General features: G+C 62.7%; 13 protein-coding genes. 4 read left to right on the top strand and 9 right to left on the bottom strand.

The features are described 5' to 3' along the window. Positions 1-119 precede the first annotated feature (119 nt). Positions 120-3,605: a TonB-dependent receptor gene (locus tag VLE48_13955; protein HSA94114.1), complete on the bottom strand. Its 3,486-nt coding sequence runs from the start codon at positions 3,603-3,605 to the stop codon at positions 120-122. Between the two features lie 113 nt (positions 3,606-3,718). Further along, positions 3,719-5,527, bottom strand: coding sequence for a tetratricopeptide repeat protein (locus VLE48_13950; protein HSA94113.1), 1,809 nt, complete (start codon positions 5,525-5,527; stop codon positions 3,719-3,721). A 158-nt stretch (positions 5,528-5,685) separates the two neighbouring features. Between VLE48_13950 and VLE48_13945 the strand changes: the two genes are divergently transcribed. Next, the gene (locus VLE48_13945) at positions 5,686-7,416 is read left to right on the top strand and encodes a CRTAC1 family protein (protein ID HSA94112.1); all 1,731 of its coding nucleotides are present in this window, start codon (positions 5,686-5,688) and stop codon (positions 7,414-7,416) included. On the opposite strand, the gene VLE48_13940 is transcribed toward VLE48_13945, so the two are convergent. Next, complete coding sequence (locus tag VLE48_13940) at positions 7,413-9,227, bottom strand: CRTAC1 family protein (protein ID HSA94111.1); 1,815 nt, start codon at positions 9,225-9,227, stop codon at positions 7,413-7,415. The genes VLE48_13945 and VLE48_13940 overlap by 4 nt on opposite strands. Positions 9,228-9,509: 282 nt before the next feature. On the opposite strand from VLE48_13940, the gene VLE48_13935 reads away from it, so the two are divergent. Then, entirely contained in the window at positions 9,510-11,984 is a 2,475-nt protein-coding gene (locus VLE48_13935; protein HSA94110.1) for a hypothetical protein, read from the top strand. 9 nt (positions 11,985-11,993) lie between these two features. On the opposite strand, the gene VLE48_13930 is transcribed toward VLE48_13935, so the two are convergent. The 4 genes from VLE48_13930 to VLE48_13915 form a co-directional block, all read right to left on the bottom strand. Next, entirely contained in the window at positions 11,994-14,429 is a 2,436-nt protein-coding gene (locus tag VLE48_13930) for a glycoside hydrolase family 31 protein (GenBank protein HSA94109.1), read from the bottom strand. Between the two features lie 716 nt (positions 14,430-15,145). Further along, positions 15,146-15,505: a cupredoxin family copper-binding protein gene (locus VLE48_13925; GenBank protein ID HSA94108.1), complete on the bottom strand. Its 360-nt coding sequence runs from the start codon at positions 15,503-15,505 to the stop codon at positions 15,146-15,148. A 25-nt stretch (positions 15,506-15,530) separates the two neighbouring features. Further along, positions 15,531-16,097: a DUF4142 domain-containing protein gene (locus VLE48_13920; protein ID HSA94107.1), complete on the bottom strand. Its 567-nt coding sequence runs from the start codon at positions 16,095-16,097 to the stop codon at positions 15,531-15,533. A 122-nt stretch (positions 16,098-16,219) separates the two neighbouring features. Beyond that, a complete protein-coding gene (locus VLE48_13915; protein ID HSA94106.1) occupies positions 16,220-16,699 on the bottom strand; it encodes a DUF417 family protein in 480 nt (159 codons plus the stop codon). Between the two features lie 342 nt (positions 16,700-17,041). Here VLE48_13915 and VLE48_13910 point away from each other — a divergent pair, with 342 nt between their 5' ends. Together VLE48_13910 and VLE48_13905 are read left to right on the top strand one after the other, a co-directional pair. Beyond that, positions 17,042-17,632 (top strand): cytochrome P460 family protein, encoded by a 591-nt coding sequence (locus VLE48_13910; GenBank protein ID HSA94105.1) that lies wholly within the window; start codon positions 17,042-17,044, stop codon positions 17,630-17,632. A 10-nt stretch (positions 17,633-17,642) separates the two neighbouring features. Next, positions 17,643-18,257: a cytochrome P460 family protein gene (locus VLE48_13905; GenBank protein HSA94104.1), complete on the top strand. Its 615-nt coding sequence runs from the start codon at positions 17,643-17,645 to the stop codon at positions 18,255-18,257. A 50-nt stretch (positions 18,258-18,307) separates the two neighbouring features. Here VLE48_13905 and VLE48_13900 read toward each other — a convergent pair whose 3' ends face one another. Beyond that, the gene (locus VLE48_13900; GenBank protein ID HSA94103.1) at positions 18,308-18,889 is read right to left on the bottom strand and encodes a TetR/AcrR family transcriptional regulator; all 582 of its coding nucleotides are present in this window, start codon (positions 18,887-18,889) and stop codon (positions 18,308-18,310) included. Between the two features lie 87 nt (positions 18,890-18,976). Continuing rightward, positions 18,977-19,434 (bottom strand): DinB family protein (locus tag VLE48_13895; GenBank protein HSA94102.1); only part of this gene is annotated, 458 nt, incomplete at its 5' end.

Raw genomic sequence — 19,434 nt, 5'->3', positions numbered from 1 at the left:
GAAACCTGCGTTGTGATGTGTAGGCCACAACCACACCAGTATAGCGTCCGCCTTGCGGGCCATGAGAGCAACAAAAAGGGAGCCCGATTGGGCTCCCTTGGACTGTTGCCAACTTTCGTCTAGAAGGTGAGCTTGGCAGCGAACTGCAACTGCCGCATGGTGCCACCGTGGTGGTCGATGGTCATGGGCTTGTTGCAATCGACGCAGTTGTCTCCGCCAAAACCGAACTCGGACCAGAAGACGTTGGGGGTACCCCAATTGACCTTGTTAAACACGTTGAAGGCGTTGAAGCGGAACTGGGCCCGCACGCGCTCCGTGATGGTGAAGTTCTTGAAGATCGACAGGTCGGTGTTGAAGAACTGAGGCCCGCGGAAGGAGTTGCGTCCGCTCGTGCCGAACTCGCCCACCTGCGGCCGCTGCCAGGGACCGTTGTTGGATCCGTTGGTTGTCAGCGATGCCCCGGTCGGCAGCCAGCCAGTTTCATCCCCAGTGTCAACGCCCGCAATCAGGTCAGGACGGCACGGGCCGGTGTCCCGATCCGCCCCGCATTCGTCGTACCGCACCGAAAAGGGAATGCCACCGCTCCAGTTGGTCACGCTGCTGATCTGCCAGCCGCCGATCAGGTAATCCAGCCCTCGGCCGACGTCGTTACCGAACTTCCTGCCCCGGCCGAAGGGCAACTCGACCAGATTGGTGAACACGAACACGTGCCGCCGGTTCAGGTCGTTGGGGCCATAGTTCACTCGCGGATTGATGGGGAAGTAATCGGCGTCTTCGTTGAAGGCCTGCGACCAGGTGTAGTGGGCCAGGAACTGGTAGCCCTTGGAGAAGCGCTTCTCCACCTTCATCTGCAAGGCGTGGTAGTTGTTGTCGGCCAGGTTGCCGAAGTAATCGATGCTCTGTGTCCAACCGAAGAGCGGGAAGAAGAGCTTGCGATCGTTGTTGGAAACCGTGGGGAAGCCGACCACCGTAGCCTGATTCACATTGAAGGCGGGGCCATTTCCGGCAAAGACGTGCGTGCCCTTGTTGCCGACGTAGGCGATCTCGGCAGAAAGCGTGGGCGTGATCTCCCGCTGGATGGTGATGTTCCACGCATCCACCGTGGGCAGCCGCATGCGGTTGGGGCGCGCCCGCTGGAAGATGCCGTCTGGCAACGGGATCAAGCCATCGGAAGGAACCACCGGTGGAGCCACTCCGGGCACCCCACCCGGATCCGAGAGGTTGAATTCCTGCGCGTTGGCCGTGGCGCTATCGTTCTCCTGAATGGGCAGGACCGGCAGGTTCTGGGTTACCGCGTGCCCGAAGATGGAGCCGAACACGCCGATATCGAAGCTGCGGCCGTAGCCCATGCGCAGAATGGTCTTGGGCGTGACCTGGTAGGCAATGCCGAGGCGCGGGGCAAAGTTGCTGAAGCTGTTCTCCACATCCATGTTGCTGCTGATGCCCCCGACCCCAGCCACGCGAATATTGCCTGTGTCGAGGTCGAGGAACCCGCCCTTCTCGGGTCCGGTGACGCTCTCCGGGAAGTAGATCTCCCAGCGCAATCCCAGGTTGACGGTCAGCTTGGGAGTGGCGCGCCAGGTGTCCTGCCCGTAGAAGAACCAGCGCTTCTGGCGCTCGCCGGCATCGGTGGGGGAGTCGGGAGGATAACGCGTGAACCGGGTCACACCACCCAGCAGGAAGGTGGCAATGCCCAGGCCGTCGGTGCCGTTATCGGAGGTGAACCGGCGGTCGAAGCTCAGCTCGCCGGCGCGATGCCGGTCGCTGGGCACGCGCAGGTTGCGCGCGTAACGGATGTCGGCGCCCCACTTGATGGCGTGGTTGCCGTGGATCTTGGTCCAATTGTTGACGAACTGGAACTGGTCCTCGTTCTGGATCAGCGGACAGTTGCAGCGCGTCAGGCGGTCGGCCAGCGCATAACCGAACTCAATATCGCCGCCCTCCTGGCCCTGGTCGCCGATGAAGAACGCCGGCATGCCGGAGGTAAAGTCATTGCCGAAATTCAGGCCGGCCAGGCCAGCATCCGTCGCCGGCGTGGTTCCCAAACCGTTGGGGTTTACATTCACGCGATACTTGAACCAGCCGAAGCGGAAATCCATCAGCAGGCTGGGACTGAAGCTGTAGTCGAAGCCGGCGGCGATGCTCTGGTTGCGAGTGTTGGACTGGCCGGCAAAACCGTTGGTGCCCAGGCCGCGCCCGCCCACCGCGATGCTGTCGGTATCGAAGGCGCCCCGGCCGCTGAGGGCGTACTGGGCAAAGCTGTAGCGCCCATAGATGTGCAGCCGGTCGGTAGCCGCGTAGTCGGTGCGGATGGAAAACAGGTTGGCGTTAAATCCGCCCGTGCCCGTAGCCGTGAAGTTGCCCAGCGTGCCGGCTGCACTCGCAGAGGGCAGCAGGGACAACAGGGCCACCGCTTGGGGTGACAAGAGGTTGCTGGGAATCATGTTCCCGGCAAACTGTGTGCGTCCGGTTCCCGGGTCATCCGGAGTACCGATAACACCGTCAAGCCCCGGGTCGCCGGTGAAAGGATTGAAGATGGGCGCTGTGTATTCGCTCAGGTCGCAAACCAGGCTGGCCGGGTTCAGGCAGGTGCTGCGCACCAAGTCTGTCGGGACGCTCAACTGGGCGGCGCGTCCGACTTTGTCCCGCGTGCCTTCGTAGGCGCCAAACACGAACAGCTTGTTCTTGAGGATGGGGCCGCCCAGCGTGCCGCCAAACTGGTTATGCAACGCATCGGCGATCTGCCTTCCGGTGATGGGGTCAACGCCGATGGTGGCGTCCACGGCCTGCTGCTCGTCGCTGTGCCGGAACCAGTAGGCGCTGCCGTGCAGCTCATTGCTGCCCGACTTGGTCTGGGCGGTGATGACGGCGGCCAGCGCCTGGCCAAATTCGGCGTCATAGTTCTGGGTGGCGATCTTGGTTTCCGTCACCGATTCCAGCGTGGGGTTGACGACGATGATCCCAAGAATGGGGTCGCGATTATCGGTGCCGTCAAGCTGGAACGAGGTGCCGCTGAAGTGCTGGCCGTTGATGAAGATTTGCGTGCTGCTTTGCGGGTTCTCGCTGGAAGCGTGCTGCCAGGTGAGCTTCTGCGTGCCGGGCGTGAGGAGCTGCAAATCGGTGAAGTTGCGGCCGAGGGAAACCGGTAGCTCCGTCACGGTCTTCTCGGAGAACGTGGTGGCTACGTCGGCCCGGTCGGTCTTCAGCAGCGGGACGTCTTCGGCGGTCACCGTGACCGTCTCGACGGCGGCGCCCACTTGGAGATTGATGTTGACCTGCGCGCCCTGGTCGGCAAACACCTTGATGCCCTTGACCTCAAAAACCTTGAAGCCCTGGGCCTCGCCACGCACATCGTAAGTGTCGGGAATCAAGTGTGTGACGGTGTAGTTGCCGGTCTCGTTGGTGGTCACTTCTCGAGTGGCGCCCTTGCTGACCGAGGTCACGGTAACCTTGGTCCCCGGCACGGCCGCCCCAGCCGGGTCGATGGCTACACCATAGATCTGGCCGAAGACTGCTTGGCCCGCAGCCCGCTTCGGCGACAGAAGTAGGAAACCGCAGATCAAAGCCAAAAGCAGAAGGCCCGAGGAAAGTCGTTTGACGCGCATCGTCTCCCCCTGACGTCAGCTACCCGGTCGGGTGCTCTAGATGGCGCGAAAGCTTATCGACTGAACGCGCCATTGTCAAGATTTTTCAAGAGGTTAGCGTCGTTCGTCACAACTCAATGTTCGGGCGGTTTTAGCTTCGGATCCAGTTCGGCTGCTCGTTGAAAGGCGCCCTGGGCTTGGGCAGATTGTCCCTTCCGCCTGAACGCCTGACCGAGGTGGTAGTGGGCGAGCGCGTAATCGGGTGCGGACTTGATTGCCGATTGGAATTGTCCGATGGCTCCGTCCAGGTCTCCTGCGTTCAGCATGCGCAGACCGGAGTTGGTCGCGAACATGGCGGCTTGCAGGGCGGTCTTCTCGCGCGTGATCTGTTCGGCAGCCTTGCGTTCGGCGGCGGCGCCTTCCGGATCGCCCAGTTGTTCCAGAACGGCGGCCAGCGTGGTGTGGGCGCCGGCGAAATCGGGCTGCAGGCGCAAGGCTTCGCGCAGGGCGGTGGCGGCCTCGGGCAGGTTTCCGAGCTGCTTCAATACCGTGCCCAGCGTGTAATGTGCCTCGGCATATTCCGGGGTGATGGCAATGGCGGCGCGCAGCTCGTCGGCCGCCTGAGGGAAGCTGCCCTGCTGCCAGTAGGTGACGCCCAGCGTGTAGTGTGCGTCCGCGAGCTGAGGATCGAGTTCGATGGCCCGGCGGAATTCCGCCATCGCCTCCAGGAGCTGATCCTTCAGTTTCAGCGCCAAGCCCAGGTTGTAATGCAGTGGGGCCATCCGGGGAGCGACCGCGAGCGCGCCACGCAGTTCGGCGATGGCGGAATCGAAGTCGGCTTGTTGCAGATAGGCGATGCCCAGATTTCCGCGGAACGTAGCGTCCGCCGGGTTCATGCTCATGGCGGTGCGGAATTGCTCGATGGCGGAATTCGCGTCTCCGCGTTGCAGAAGCGCCAAACCGAGGTTGTTGGGAATCTCGGGATTGTCCGGGTCAAGTTCTCGCGCGCGCCGGAAAGCGGCGATCGCACCCTCCGGCTCGCCCGCCCTCTGCAGCAGCAGTCCCAGTCGGTTGTGCGCCTGGGCATGGTCGGGCTTCAGCTCGATGGCGCGGCGAAGCTGCTCGATCGCCTCCTCCCGCTGCCCCTTGCGGTCGAGGACCAGGGCGAGGTAATAGCGCGCGTCCGCATGCTGGGGATTCAAATCCAGCGCGGTCTGCAGAGAGGCCAAAGCGGAGTCGGCATCTCCCAGCCGCCAGCGCGCGATGCTGAGATGGAAGTGCGCTTGTGCGAGGCGGGGATCGAGGCGGACGGCCTCGGAGAATTGCTCGGCCGCCTCCGGCATACGCTGGTCCTGGGCGAGAGCGGAACCGTAATCGTCGCGCAGGTCGGCGCGGCCCGGCCCCAGTTCGACGGCGCGGCGAAGTTCGGCAATGGCCTCGGGAAGTTTTCTCTGACTGACCAGCAGGCGTGCCAAAGCACGGTGTGAGTCGGGGTCGTGGGGCTCCAGTTCTGCTGCGCGCCGCAGGTGGGTGAGCGCTTCGTCCCGCCGGCCTGATCCGGAGAGCGCTTCGCCCAGATTGCGCTGGGCTGCGCCAAAATCGGGCCGCAGGCGCACTGCCGCACGCAAGGGCGGAATCGCCTGTTCGTAGAGCCGCTGGGCCAGCAGCGCCCAGCCCAGTCCGTTCTGGGCCTCCGGACTTCGCGGGTCGAGCCGTACGGCATCGTCAAAGGCGCGGGCGGCAGCCGCGAAGTCGCGCCGTTCAATCGCTTCCTGAGCTCTCTTATAGGCGTCGGCCAGCCGCTGTTGTTTGCGGGCACTGGAAGCCTGGGCCTGCGGGCTGGGCGGCTGCGCGCGTGCCGTCGCCAGCCCCAACCAGGTTGCGGCGAGAATCAGCGCGAGTGCACCAACAGCCCGCCTTACACCGAAACTGTTCGACGGCATCTAGATAGTCCGGGACCCCATGGCAGCTTTGCTGGTCGGCCCGACAGAAAGCATGTCACAATTCTGCTCTTGCAGGGAATCTGCAGCATCGTCACCACTCGGAGACAGCCGCTCTGAATACGCGTTCGTTCCTCTCTCTGTTTGGGATCGCCCTGGCCATGGCCACCTTCCTGGCCGGGGCGGCTCCCGGTCAGCGGCAACCCGGTCCGGCAACGAGGGAAGAGCCAGTCGCGCACTTCGTGGACGTCGGGCAAACGGCGGGGCTGGACATGGAGATCATTTACGGGGGAAAAGACACCAAGAAGTACATCATCGAGACCACCGGCACGGGTGTGGCGCTGCTGGACTACGACAACGACGGCTGGCTGGATATTTTCTTCGTGAACGGCCGGACGCTGAAGGGAACCGGCCCGCAAAGCACGCCCTCCAACCGGCTTTACCGGAACCTGCACAACGGGAAGTTCGCCGACGTGACCGAAGCCGCCGGTCTGGAAGCGGCTGGCTGGGGCCAGGGAGCCTGCGTGGGCGACTACGACAACGACGGCTGGCAGGACCTCTACGTCACGTATTACGGACAGAATCGCCTATACCGCAACCGTGGCGGCGTGTTCGAACAGGTCAGCGAGAAAGCCGGCGTCGGGGGCACAGAGAGTCAGTGGGGAACAGGCTGCGCCTTCCTGGATTACGACAAGGACGGGAAGCTCGACCTCATCGTCGCCCATTACGTGTACTTCGATCTCGCCACGGCACCCGTTCCCGGCCAGACCGCCAACTGCGTGTGGAAGAGCATCCCGGTGATGTGCGGGCCGAGAGGGCTGCAGAGAGAATCGAACGTCCTCTATCACAATCGCGGCGACGGGACGTTCGAGGACGTGAGCGAGCGCAGCGGCGTCAACAAGACGCCGGGTCATTACTGTTTCAGCGTCTCGACCCTCGACTATGACGACGACGGATGGACGGACATCTACATCGCCTGCGACAGCACTCCTAGCATTCTCTACCGCAACCAGGGCGATGGCACGTTCAGCGACGTGGCAGTGATCGCCGGGGCCGCCTACAACGAAGACGGGCGCGAGCAGGCGGGCATGGGCTCGACCGTCGCCGATTACAACGGAGACGGCCACCTCGACCTGTTCAAGTCCAACTTTTCCGACGACACCTCGACCCTCTACCGAAACAACGGGAACGGCACCTTCAACGACGTCACGTATGCCGCAGGCCTCGGTCTGAATACGAAGTACCTGGGCTGGGGCACGATGTTTTTCGACTTCGACAACGACGGCTGGCCCGACCTGCTGCTGGTGAATGGGCACGTCTACCCGGAAGTAGACACGTACAACCTCGGCAGCTCCTACAGCGAGCCCAAGGTGCTCTATCAGAACCAGGGGAACGGCACGTTCCGCGACATCTCACGCAGCGCCGGGCCGGGAATCAACACGCCCAGTTCAGCCCGCGGATTGGCGGTCGGAGACCTGTGGAACGACGGCCGGATGTCCGCCGTCATCAGCAACATGCACGGCAAGCCCAGCCTGCTGGTCAATGAGGTCCGCTCAGCGAATCACTGGGTGGCCTTCAAGCTGGCGGGCAGCCGATCGAATCGCGATGGAATCGGCGCCCGGCTCACGCTCAAGGCCGGGAACCGCGTGCTGGTCGACGAAGTCCGCAGCGGGTCCAGCTACAATTCCAGCAACGATCAGCGGGTGCACTTCGGGCTGGGCGCGGCCACGCGCGTGGACGGGCTGGAGGTGCGCTGGCCCAGCGGGTTGCGCGAGCGATTCGAGGGCTTCGGGGTCGACGCCATCCACCTTCTGAAGGAAGGAACCGGCAAACGTGTGGAGCCGCCTGAAACGAAGCAGCCGGCCGTCACGGCTCCACCCCAAAGACCCTAGCGCTGCGTCGACTTGCTCTTGGACGGCGGGAACTTCACCGTGCGGATGATGCCTTCACCTTCCTTCACGTAGATCAGTTGGTTGACGGCAAGGTCCTTGAGCGTTTCCACCAGACCGCTGGGCCAGCGGATTTCGAGCAGCTCGACCTTCTGCGCCGGGCCGAGTCCGAAGTGCACGCGCAGATCGTTTTGCGAAAAGTAGCTTCCGCCGCTGCGCACTTCATCCAACTGGCTGTGCAGCTTTCCTCCGGGCATCGGAGTGACACACCTCAGGCGCGCCCCGATACCGCTGCGATTGGATTTCGTACCGATGGTCCGCACTTTGATCCAGTTGTGCTCGAGCGCAAGGTCGCAACGCAGCAATTCGGGATAGTCGTTGACGGGATTGATGATCACATCCAGGTCGCCATCGTTGTCGAAGTCGCCGAAGGCGCAGCCGCGGCCCGCGATGGGCGTACTGATGCCCGGGCCGGCCTTCATGGAAACATCCTCGAAGCGGCCGTTGCGCAGGTTGCGGTAGAGCAGCTTGCGCTGCGCATATCCCGCTTCCGTCTTGAGCTGCTCAACTTCCGGATAGACGTGGCCGTTGATCAGCAGGATGTCGACCCAGCCGTCGTTATCCATGTCGAAGAAGCCGCAGCCCCAACCCAGATAGCGGGTGTTGGCGCCCAGGCCCGAGGCATAGGTGGTGTCCTCGCAGGTCGCGTTGCCGCGGTTGCGATAGAGCGAAGGAGTGTCGCCCGCGAAGTTGGTCTTCACGATGTCGAGGCGTCCATCCAGGTCATAGTCGCCGGCGGAGACCCCCATGCCCGCTTGCGGCTTGCCGTCCACGCTGTAGGCGCAACCCGAGGCGATGGCGGTATCCGTGAATTTGCCATTCTTCTGATTCATGTAGAGCGCGCTGGCCGTCGAGTCGTTGGCGACGTAGATATCCGGCCAGCCGTCATCGTTGAAGTCCAGGGTGAGCACGCCCAGGCCGTAGGTTCCCATGGCCTCGGTGATACCGGACTTCTCGGAAACATCCGTGAACGTCCCGTCGCCGTTGTTGCGGAAAAGGATGTTCTTGCCGCCCCTCAAGCCCGGAGGGCCGCAGGCCACCATCACGCCCTTGTAGAGGCAAGGACCGGACTCGGGCACGGGCGCGGTCGCCAGGTCCAAATCAATGTAGTTGGCCACGAACAGGTCGAGCCAGCCGTCGCGGTCGTAGTCCACAAACGCGCATCCCGTGTTCCAGCGCATTCCCTTGCCACCCACTCCGGCCTTGGCGGTTACGTCGGTAAAGGTTCCGTCGCCGTTGTTGTGGAAGAGGACGTTGTGCCCGTAGTAGGCGACGAAAAGATCCTCGTAACCGTCATTGTCGTAATCGCCGATGCAGACGCCCTGTCCCCAACCCGAATGCGCCACGCCGGCTTTCAGCGTCACATCGGTGAAGGTGCCGTCGCGGTTGTTCTTGAACAGGTGGCACGTGGGTTCCTGGCCGGCCGGGAAGCCCTCCAGTCGCCAACCGTTGACCAGAAAAATGTCCAGCCAGCCGTCATTGTCGTAATCGTAAAAGGCGACTCCGCAGCCGGTCGTTTCCAACAGGTACTTGTTCTTGTGCTCGCTTCCGAACAACGTCTTGGCGTTCAGGCCCGATTCTTTGGCCACATTGAGGAAGGAAACTCCGAGCTCGCTTTCCGGTGCGGGCGTTGCCAGGTTCGTCCCGGCGCTCTGGCGGACCGGCGAGAACGCCATCGCGAACACTTCCTCGAGCGGCAACACCAGCAGCGAGCGGCTCAACGAACTCAGGAATCTGCGGCGGCTGAAGGACAAGGAGGTAAATAATCCTCGGGAGCGTCGTGCTAGAATTCGCGCTGCTTTCGCGCTCTTTATATTGGAAGTGCGAACCGGCTGCAACTGGTCGTTGCGGTCAACGCGTCCGCAGCGCAGAGTTCACGGCGCATCATGATCAGCGGATCACGATTCCACTTGCGAAACCGGATGGGCAGCGGCCTGTTCGTTGTTCTCCTGCTCGGCAGCCTGGCGCCGCAGACAAGTTCATCTCAGGAAACGTCCGTTCCGCCTGTGCCCGCGGTTCAGGAGGGGCCGCGCGACATGGAGCTCTCACGGCCCGCGCGGCCCTGGGAGTTTCTGAGCGCCGTCGGCCGGCGCGCCGCCGTTCTCGGTTATGAAGACGGGCGCGCGGAGGCCTGGGTTTATCCGCTGAAGCTGTTGCGCAATCTTGAACTGGCTTTCCACGTCGGGCAACGGAGGATTCCGGCAGCCGCACTGGCCCGCACGCTCATCGCTCGTCCCGAATCCACCACTCTGCTCTACGCCGGCGACTCGTTTTCTGTGCGGGAAACGTTCTTTGTTCCGCTGGAGGAGCCCGGCGCCGTGATTCTGGTTGAGATCGAGACGCTGGAACCGCTGGACGTGGAAGTCGGTTTCGAGCGCGATTTCCAACTCATGTGGCCGGCAGCCCTGGGAGCCACGTATGCGAATTGGGACGACAGGCTGGGCGCCTTCAGTTTCGGCGAGGAGCAGCGCCGTTTCTTCGGGCTGGTGGGTACGCCGGGCGCGACCGATGCCCGGCCCACTTTCCGCAGCCACTACGCGTCCTCCGCACGGGCTTCGTTCCGGCTGGGGCGCGTCGGGCCCGGAAGACATACGCAGAGCATCGTCATCGCCGCCTCGACCGAAAGCGCGGAAGCTGCCGAAAAGGTGTATCGCCGGTTGATGGAGGATCATGGAGGCCTGCGTGAGGAGGCCGCCCGCTTCTACGCCCAGTACCTGGACCAGACGGTCGCGGTCCGCTTGCCCGATGCGCGACTGGAGCAGGCCTACGACTGGGCGCGCATCAGCACCATCCAGGGGCTGGTAAAGAATCCGTACCTGGGAACCGGACTGATCGCCGGCTACGGTCATTCGGGAAGCGAGGCTCGTCCGGGTTTTGCCTGGTTCTTCGGACGCGATTCGCTGTGGACCGCATTCGCCCTCAACTCCGCCGGTGACTTCCTGACCGCGCGCACGGCGCTCGAATTCCTCATCCAGTACCAGCGCGCGGACGGCAAGATGCCGCACGAGATTGCGCAAAGCGCCAGTCTGGTCCCCTGGTTCCAGGACTACCCCTACGCCTACGCGTCCGCCGATGCCACGCCGCTGTTCCTCATCGCAGCGGACGACTACGTGACGCGCAGCGGGGACGCGAGCTTCGCCCAAGATCACTGGACCGCTATCTGGAAGGCGTACGAGTTCCTGCGCTCCACGGGGGATGAGCGGCGATTCGCAAAGAACGACAACGTGGGGCACGGCTGGGTGGAAGGCGGTCCGCTCTTGCCGGTGAAGACCGAGCTCTACCAGAGCGGACTGGGGGTGCAGGCCCTGCGGTCGCTGGGGCGCCTGGCGCGGCAGGTTGGAAAGCCTGAGGTCGCAGATGAAATGGAGGGCGCCTTCGCGGTCGGCCGGGCGGCGTTAAACCAAACCTTCTGGATTCCCGAGAAGCAGCGCTATGCCTTTGCCCTCGACCGGCAGGACCGCCCTGTGGACGTGGCCAGCGTTCTTGCCACCGTTCCCATGTGGTGGGACCTGCTGGATGCGGAAAAGGCCGACGCCATGATCAGCCAGCTCGCGCAGTCCGACCACGCCCCCGATTGGGGGATGCGCATCCTCTCCGATCGCGACCCTCTCTACAGCCCGGCGGGCTACCATTTCGGCAGCGTGTGGCCGCTGTTCACGGGCTGGGCCTCGGTGGGCGAGTACCGATATCACCGCAGCCATCCCGCGCTGGCCAACCTGACGGCCAACTCGCTGCTGGCGCTGGACGGCGCCGCCGGACACGTGACTGAGGTTCTATCCGGGTCCTTCTACGAACCCCTCTCCACCAGCACGCCGCACCAGATCTGGTCGGCGGCCATGATCGTCAGCCCCCTGCTGCGCGGGCTGCTGGGACTGGAAGCGGACGCGCTCAACGGTCGCCTGCGATTCGCCCCGCACGTGCCCGCCAGTTGGGAAGGGTTCGAGATCCGTCACCTGCAGGTGGGCGAGGCCCGGCTCGATCTCCGCTACCAACGCTCCGAAGGCGCCATCACGCTCGACCTGTCACGCACCGGGAGCAGCCCACTCGAGATCGAGGTCGCGCCTGCGTTCAGCCTGCGCGCAGAGATTGCGGCGGTGGAGCTGAACGACCGTCCCTTGCCCTTCCGCCGCGAAGCCGGGGCTGTGGATCAGCACGTGGTGGCGCGCTTTCCTGTGTACGGCGGGCACAACACCTTACGCATCCGCTATCGGAATGAATTCGGCGTGGAGGTGCCGTTCACTTTGCCACCCCTCGGCGACATGAGCGGCAACCCGAAGCTGGTTGCGGAGAGTTGGAATGAAGCGCGCGACCGCCTGGTCCTGGACCTCACGGGGCCTGCGGCGAGCGTGCACGAGCTCTCCACGCTGGGCGGAGCCGCCATCACGCGCGTCGAGGGAGCGGAACTGGTGAAGGACGGCACCGGACGCTACCTCTTGCGCGTCCGCTTCCCGGCCGGGGATGCCGCGAGCTTTCAACCGCAGCGCGTCCAACTCACATTCGCCGCGCGCTAGACCGTACGCCTAGTAGGTCACGCGAAGCTCCTGGGTCCGGCCGGTCTCGGAGACGAACAGCACAAGCTTGCGCTGCGCGGGATCGTAATTCCAATCGTGCAGCGGCGATTCGCCCAGTGCGACCTGGCGAGGACGGCGGTCCACGCCGAAGACTTCGATCTGCAGGTTCTTCCACCAGGGTGCAAAGCTGCCTTGCGGGGCGCCCAGGTTCACGCGCAGGGAATCGGGAGCCACCGTACAGGTGTGCTCCACTCGGTAATACTCTCCGCGGGTATAGTCAAAGGTCTTTCCGTCGTCCGCGTACAGCGAGCCGCGGCAATCGGAACCCGGATAGACGCGCACCTCCAGTGGGCCGTTGGGGATCTCGTCCGTGTGCTGCACTACGGGTTGCTGCGGCAGGATGGCGCCGGCACGCACGTACACCGGCAGTGCGTCCAGCGGGGGAGTCACCTGGATCACTTTTCCCCCGGCGACGCGTTGTCCGGTCCAGTAGTCAAACCAGTCGCCGGCGGGCAGCTTCACGTCATACGTGCTCAGGAATTCGTAGGCCGGAGGCGCCACCAGCAGGTCGCGCCCGAACAGGAACTGGTAGTAGTCCTTCTTGTAGAAGTCCGCTTCATCCGGGTACTCGAGGAACATCGGTCGCATGATGGGCAGACCCGTTCGGGACGCCTCCTCGGTCACCGTGTAGACGTAAGGCAGCAGGCGGTAACGCAGCTCGATGTAGCGCCTCCGGATGGCTTCGTGCTTGGCTCCGTGCACCCAGGGTTCCTGGTCCCGGGTTCCTTTGGTGGTGTGATTACGGAAGATGGGAGTGAACACACCGAGTTCGGTCCAGCGCGTCAGCAGGTCGGGCGACGGATCGCCCCAGAAGCCGCCCACGTCGTTGCCCACCACCGCATAGCCAGAGATACCCAAGCTCAGGAGCGTGGGCATGGTGAGACGGAAATGGTTCCAGGAGCTGCTGTTGTCTCCCGTCCAAGTCGCGGTATAGCGCCAGGCCCCGGCATAGGCCGCACGCGTGAGAACGAACGGGCGCTCCTCCGGGCGCAACCGCCGCAGGCCCTCATAGGTGGCGCGCGCGTTCAGCATCCCGAAAACGTTGTGCACCGCGCGATGGTCGAGGACGATTCCATCATCCATGCGATGCCGGGTGGCGAGCGGCATGGTCTTGTCGTCGCGCTGGAAGATGGCAGGTTCATTCATGTCGTTCCAGAAACCGCGAATGCCCATGCCCACGAAATCCTTGTAGAGCGTTCCCCACCATTCCCGGCTGCGGGAAAGCGTGAACTCCGGAAACACGCTCTCCCCCGGCCACACCACCCCCACGTATTCCGAACCGTCGGGATTCTTCACGAAGTGGTCGCCGGCGTGGCCCTGATCGTACGGCGCGTAGCCCGCCTCCTTTTTCAGATGCAGATCGGTGATGGCGATGACCTTGAACCCCTGCGAACCCAGGTCTTTGATCATGCCTTCGAAATTGGGGAACTTCTGCCGGTCGATGGTGAACGGCCGGTTGCCGTCCTGGTAATCGATGTCCAGGTAGATGACATCGGCGGGAATCTGTTTATCCCGGAAGGTGCGCGCGATTTCCCTCACCCGCGCTTCCGGGAAGTAGCTGTAGCGGCATTGCTGGTAACCCAGCGCCCAGAGCGGTGGCAGCGGCGTGCGTCCCGTCAGCGCCGCGAACCCTTCCACAACCTGTTTCGGATGCGGCCCATAAAAAAAGAAATAGTCCAGCTCGCCGCCGTCCGACCCGAACGAATAGGCGTCCCGCGATTCCTTGCCGAAATCGAAGCTTGTACGCCAGGGATTGTCCAGGAACAGGCCATAGGCCCGGCCGTGCCGCATCGCCAGGAAGAAGGGGATGCTCTTGTAAAGCGGATCGGTCGATTCCTGCCAGCCGAACGCATCCGTGTTCCACATGGTGAAGGCCTGGTTGCGGCGATCCATGGTGCCCGCTTTCTCGCCCAGCCCGAAGTAGTGTTCGTCCTCCGGCATGGACTTCCACACCCGAAAGCCCCAGGGCCCCCACGCCGTCGGCCGCGCCGGGGCATCCTCCAAGATCACCTTCCCCTCCGCGTCAAGGAACACTACACGCAGCGGCGCTCGCATCACGCGCACTCGTACTCGGGCGGTCGCAAACTCCACCGCCTCTCTGGATTGCGTGACCTTCACCTTTGCATCCGATGCCAGCGCTTCGGGCAGGACCGCCCACGAGTGCTCCTTGGCGAACACGCCTTCCGGCGCCAGCCGCACGCGGATGACCGACTCACCCACCGCCACGACGCGCAATCGTGCTTTCCCTGCGGCCAGCTCGACTCCGCTGGAAAGAACGCGCACTCCCGTCACGCGGCTGGCCTGCGCAACCCCTTGCGCCTCGGCTGGCTGCCCGAGCAACGCGAGTAAGGGAACGAATAGCAGAAACGCTCCAGCCCGTTTCATGATTTCTCCCTCGGCGGAGAACCGCTGTGGCAGGCTAGGGTAACCGTGCTGGAAATGTCAAAAGACGAAGGGGTGGCCAAACACCAGCCGCTCACGCATCCCCCCGCGGGGGCTTTGCGCACTCTAGGAGTACCGGGTCGGACGAAGGGAATGCCTGCGCCTAATGCGAAGACCAATGAACGGAGCGGGGCTCCGACGCCGCGTCAAGTCGGCTCAATTCCTGCCGCGTCCATTCGATGATCCTTTGCCGGTCGGAGTCTGAAAGCCTGGCTTCGGGATGAAGAAAGATGTAAGCAGGAGGCGGCATTTGATCGCTTTCCATCATCCGAGCGATTGCGGAAAGCAGGTGTGGCTGCCCGCCCTCGCCGTATTCCGCCCATTGTGAGAGGTTCAGTCGTTTGCGCCCGGACCGTACGTCGTGCTCGATCAGCCAGGAGACGGGCGCAACGTAGCTGTAGGCAGGCCACCGCGTGTTGTTGGAGTGGCAATCCTGGCAGCTACGCTGAAAAGTTGCCAGCACTTGCGGATCGGCCTTCCCTGTGGCGAGCAGTGGACCCGTAGGTTCCACCGTCTTGACTGTTCCGCCGGGGTGAACAAAGCTCAGAGCGAGGACCAGACCCGCTCCCAACGCTCCCATCCACGCCCAAGCTGTAGGTTTCATAAGCATGCTTTGACTCCGGCCTGTCTCGCCGGCCTCACTGTGGGGCCGGGAACGGCTACCGGACGATCAGGCTGCCTTTCATCGTCGGGTGATAGTCGCAGATGTAAGGAAACGAGCCTTTCTTTCTGGCTACGAACTTCCATGATTCCCCTTTGTCGAGCCCGCCCGAATCAAAGTCGTTCTCTGCCGTAGCGGTGTGAGGAACGATGTCTTCGTTCTTCCAGATCACTGTGTCGCCAGAGCGGACTTCCAGGGTGGGCGGTAGGAATTCAAAGCCCTTGATGAGGACGGTGTGGGTTTGGGGACGGGCCGCCTCCTGATCGACGGCCCGGGAACCCGTACCTATGAGCACCGCAGCCAGCAACACCAGTGACATCGTAAGCAGTCGATGCCGGATGGAGATTCGCGATGACATGGGTGTCCTCCTGAGTTCTGCTTGATTACTTCGAGCCTTGCATGCCGGCGTTCATCCCGTTGCCTTGCTGGATCACTCGAGCGTGCTCCAGATGCTTGAGGAACAGCGGTTGCGCTCCCACCAAAGCAGCTTTGAGCTCCGCATTGCTGGCGCTCGGGATCAGGGCCGCCTCTACCGCATCGGTAACCAGCTTGTGGTAGGCGACCTCGTTGTCAATGTAGAACTTGTCGAACTCTGCGCCCTTCAGCGACTTGAGCTTGGCCGTGATTTCGACTGCGTTCTTTTTCAAGCCTTCGCTGATGGAGTTCTCTACCGGACTGAGGTTGAGCTTGGCGGCAAGTTGAAACACAGCTTCCTGCACGGCGCCGTGGTCCGTGATCATGCGCTGGGCGAACTCGCGGACCTGCTGGTTCTTGGACTTGGCCAAGGCCAGCTGGGCGTAGTCAATGTCGATCTGATCGGCGGCAATCACGATGGCGCCGATGTTGGCGTCGGTGAGGGGTGGCTCTGCCATCTGGGCCTGCGAACCGGTAACGGCCGCGATGGCGAAGGCCGCAATGGCGGCGATGCGGAACATCTTGAGTCGGGTCATGTAGCGTCTTCTCCTTATGGAACGGCCGTTCAAGACAACCGTTCTTGTGCTGGGATGCAAGACCGAGCGTTTTGTTTCATAGTGCCACGCAAACAGTCTGGACTATACATTCCATACGTCACTCACTGGGCGCGCACACCGCGCCCCGCGGGCGCCAAGGCATCACCCGTCGCCCAAAGCGCGGCCCCCAAAAGCACGATGTCCTTGATCAGGAACTGACCGGGAGCCACGGACAGCGCAGGAAAGCCTCCGGCGCTGGCTTCCCAGCCTGGCGTGGACACAAGGAAAGACAGAGTCACCAAGAACATCGCCGCCGCCAGGGCGCTTCCCATGGCGGACAGCTTGGCGACCCAGGGACGCAACGCAATCAGAACTCCAGCAACGATTTCGACCACGCCCAGGAGGTTCGAGAACGCTCGCACGCTGAAAAAGCTGTAGACCCAGCTCATCAGGATGCTCCGCTCCACCATGGGCTTGATGGCCAGGGCCTCGTATTCCGTGAACTTCATCCCTCCGATCCACAGCAGGACCAACGCCAGGCCCAGGCGGAGGATCCACTCTCCAGATGCGCTCGATAGGCGGCCGATTTCTCGATGGGTCATGTTCCGTCATCCTTTCGTTTAGTGTCGGTCTTCGTTCGTTGGCATCATGCCGAAAAGCAGGAATCAGATGTTGCTTCTCAACCCGGATGTCTGAATGTCACGTTCACACCGTCGGTCGAGCCGACGACGGGTCGTATCTGGAATGAGCGGTCCAGACTGAGATGTGCGAGTCGCAAGGAAAGTGGCAGGGGGACAAAACGAATATTGTGAGCTCACATGAATCGTTTCCCCGGTCCACACATCCCAGCGGGTGGACGGCATGGAGTCGCCGTCCGGACGCTACATTCGGAAGGGCTGAGTTCGGCCACAGCAACTGATGTCCTTCCCATTCGGAGGCAGGAAATGACGTTACGCTCGGTTACGTGTCGAATCGCCGCGCTGCTGGTCCTGGTCGTGGCGGTGGGACTTTCGGCTAGCCTTTCAGGGGCATCCCCGGATGGTTCGGGCGGAGACAAGCCGCAGTTCACCAGCGATGGCAAGCTTATGCAGCCAACCGGGTACCGCCAGTGGGTCTTTGTAGGGACTCCTGTGACACCCAATGACATGAATCCACCCGAAGCGGCATTCCCGGAGTTCCATAACGTCTACATCCATCCCGCGGACTTCGCCGTGTTTAGCAAGACGGGGAAGTTCCCGGATGGGACCGTCTTCATCAAAGAGCTGGTCAGCGTCGGCACGAAGAAGGCTGCCAGCGGCAACGGCTACTTCCAGGGTGAGTTCATCGGGTTGGAAGCGGCCGTCAAGGATTCCAAGCGCTTTGCCAAGGAGCCCGGTTATTGGGCCTACTTCAGTTTCGGCCACAAGTACCCCTTGGCCAAGGCAGCCTCGAAGCAACCGGTTGCGAGCTGCAACACATGCCACCAGGAAAGCGCTGCCGAGGACTATGTCTTCACCCAGTACTACCCGGTACTGAGCGCGGCCAAGCCGCAGTGAGAGGTGGGTCATGCGAAATCTCATTGTGCCCATCTTGACTGTGATCGTTGTCGTCACCGTGGTGGCGGTTCACGGGGGCGAGGTTCCGGCAAGCTTCTCCCCCTATGTGGACGCCACCGGAAACATCAGCATCCCGAGGGATTATCGCAATTGGACTCTCCTGGGCAGCTGGCACCTCGCTCCTGGAGAGGGGGAAGGCGATGCCGTTGGTGCTGCCGGTTTCCACAACGTGTACGTGCCGCCCGGCGCCGTCGAGTCCTATCGCAAGACAGGCAAGTTTCCGGACGGAACGGTGATCGTAAAAGAACTGCTCAAGAGCGAAACCGGCGATCTGACCACCGGGAAGGTCAGTTGGGCCACCGAAGTGGAGGGTTGGTTCATCATGGTTAAGGATGACCAAGGCCGCTTCCCGAACAACCCACGCTGGGGTGGGGGTTGGGGTTGGGTGCTCTTCAACAGTAGCGACCCCATGAAGACCGTCACCCGGAACTGGAGGACGGACTGCCTAGGATGCCATACACCTGCCAAACAAACGGATTGGGTCTTTGTCCAGGGTTACCCGATCTTGAGTTCGGAATCGCCGCTCGGCAAGCCGGGGCAGGCAGCGGCTCCCAAGGCCGAATAAGGCTGAGGATCGTAGAGTCTGACGATTCTCTCGGCCCGGGCGCTTGCAACTCAAGCGAGCAGGCGCCCGGCTTGTTTGACCACGGATTCCAGCACCGGCCGGGGAGCGCGGGAGCGGACCAAGACCATCAGCCCCAGCAGGTGATTCATCAAGTTGCGGCCCATCTCTGCGGCATTGCTGCTCTTGCGGATCTCACCGGCTTTCTGGCCCTGCCGCACCAGTTCGACGAAGAACCCTTCGATGTCTGAGAAGGCGTGGCGCACGATCCGAGCCACCTCCTGGTCCTTGGGTGCAATCTCGAGCGCGGAGTTGACCAGAAAGCAGCCGTGGCGCGCCTGCAGGCCGGCAGAGGAGTCAATCATGCTCTGGAACACCGCCGCGATCGCTTTTCGCGGACGCTTGCCCTGGGTGATCGCTCTGAAAAAGGGAACGCGATCGCGCCAGTAGTATCGGTGCAGGGCCTGGATGAGCACGTCGCGCTTGCTGCCAAAGGTGTCATAGAAGCTGCCACGGTTGATGCCCATGCGCTTGAGCAGACAGTCCATCGAGGTGGCTTCGTAGCCTTCGGCCCAAAACGTGTTCTGGGCGCGCTCCAGCGCGTCTTCGACGTCGAACTGCTTTTCCCAGGGCATGCGTTCTTCTCCAGGGCTGGACGTTATCCCGCCTGGAACGAACAGTCAAGTCCCCAGGGTCTTCCAGGATCGCGCGTGACCGCTCTCTCAGGGCTTGCGGCGTGCTCTCTCCGCCTGTTCCTGTTGTGTGGCTGGGGGCACCAGTCCGTTCAGCCTGTAGTAGACGACCAGTTGTCCATAGTGCTCCCCGTCATGCGCTGCTGCCATGGTCCACAACCGGTGCAGGGAAATCATGTGCTCGGCGAAAGGATGCTTGACCTGGCGGCCCATTCCCGCGTCTCCCAGCTTGCGTATGAGTGCGGCGCCGTCGGCGAAGGACTCCTTGAGCACCGCTACCACCTGCGCTTTGGTGTCATCAGCAGTATGAGCGGGCTTCGTCTTCTCTCCTCCGGCTAACCGGACGAAGAAGTAGTTGGCGCTGGCCGCGTGGAGCAACTGTTCGCGGAAGCTGCGCACATCGGGGACAGGTTTGTAATCGTACTTTTCTTCGGGGAAGTTCTCGGCGGCTTGCACCAGCATGTCCGCAATCCGTTCCCACATTTCCA

This window comes from Terriglobales bacterium (assembly GCA_035454605.1).
GTDB lineage: Bacteria > Acidobacteriota > Terriglobia > Terriglobales > Acidobacteriaceae > DATMAB01.
The sequence above is the reverse complement of the archived record's forward strand: the minus strand, read 5'-3'. Positions and strand labels throughout refer to the sequence as shown.

Bases quoted from the DNA above. Each gene is read 5' to 3' on its own strand.
- VLE48_13955 (HSA94114.1), bottom strand. From the start codon at position 3,605: ATGCGCGTCAAACGACTTTCCTCGGGCCTTCTGCTTTTGGCTTTGATC.
- VLE48_13950 (HSA94113.1), bottom strand. From the start codon at position 5,527: ATGCCGTCGAACAGTTTCGGTGTAAGGCGGGCTGTTGGTGCACTCGCG.
- VLE48_13945 (HSA94112.1), top strand. From the start codon at position 5,686: ATGGCCACCTTCCTGGCCGGGGCGGCTCCCGGTCAGCGGCAACCCGGT.
- VLE48_13935 (HSA94110.1), top strand. From the start codon at position 9,510: ATGGAGCTCTCACGGCCCGCGCGGCCCTGGGAGTTTCTGAGCGCCGTC.
- VLE48_13930 (HSA94109.1), bottom strand. From the start codon at position 14,429: ATGAAACGGGCTGGAGCGTTTCTGCTATTCGTTCCCTTACTCGCGTTG.
- VLE48_13925 (HSA94108.1), bottom strand. From the start codon at position 15,505: ATGTCATCGCGAATCTCCATCCGGCATCGACTGCTTACGATGTCACTG.
- VLE48_13920 (HSA94107.1), bottom strand. From the start codon at position 16,097: ATGACCCGACTCAAGATGTTCCGCATCGCCGCCATTGCGGCCTTCGCC.
- VLE48_13915 (HSA94106.1), bottom strand. From the start codon at position 16,699: ATGACCCATCGAGAAATCGGCCGCCTATCGAGCGCATCTGGAGAGTGG.
- VLE48_13910 (HSA94105.1), top strand. From the start codon at position 17,042: ATGACGTTACGCTCGGTTACGTGTCGAATCGCCGCGCTGCTGGTCCTG.
- VLE48_13905 (HSA94104.1), top strand. From the start codon at position 17,643: ATGCGAAATCTCATTGTGCCCATCTTGACTGTGATCGTTGTCGTCACC.
- VLE48_13900 (HSA94103.1), bottom strand. From the start codon at position 18,889: ATGCCCTGGGAAAAGCAGTTCGACGTCGAAGACGCGCTGGAGCGCGCC.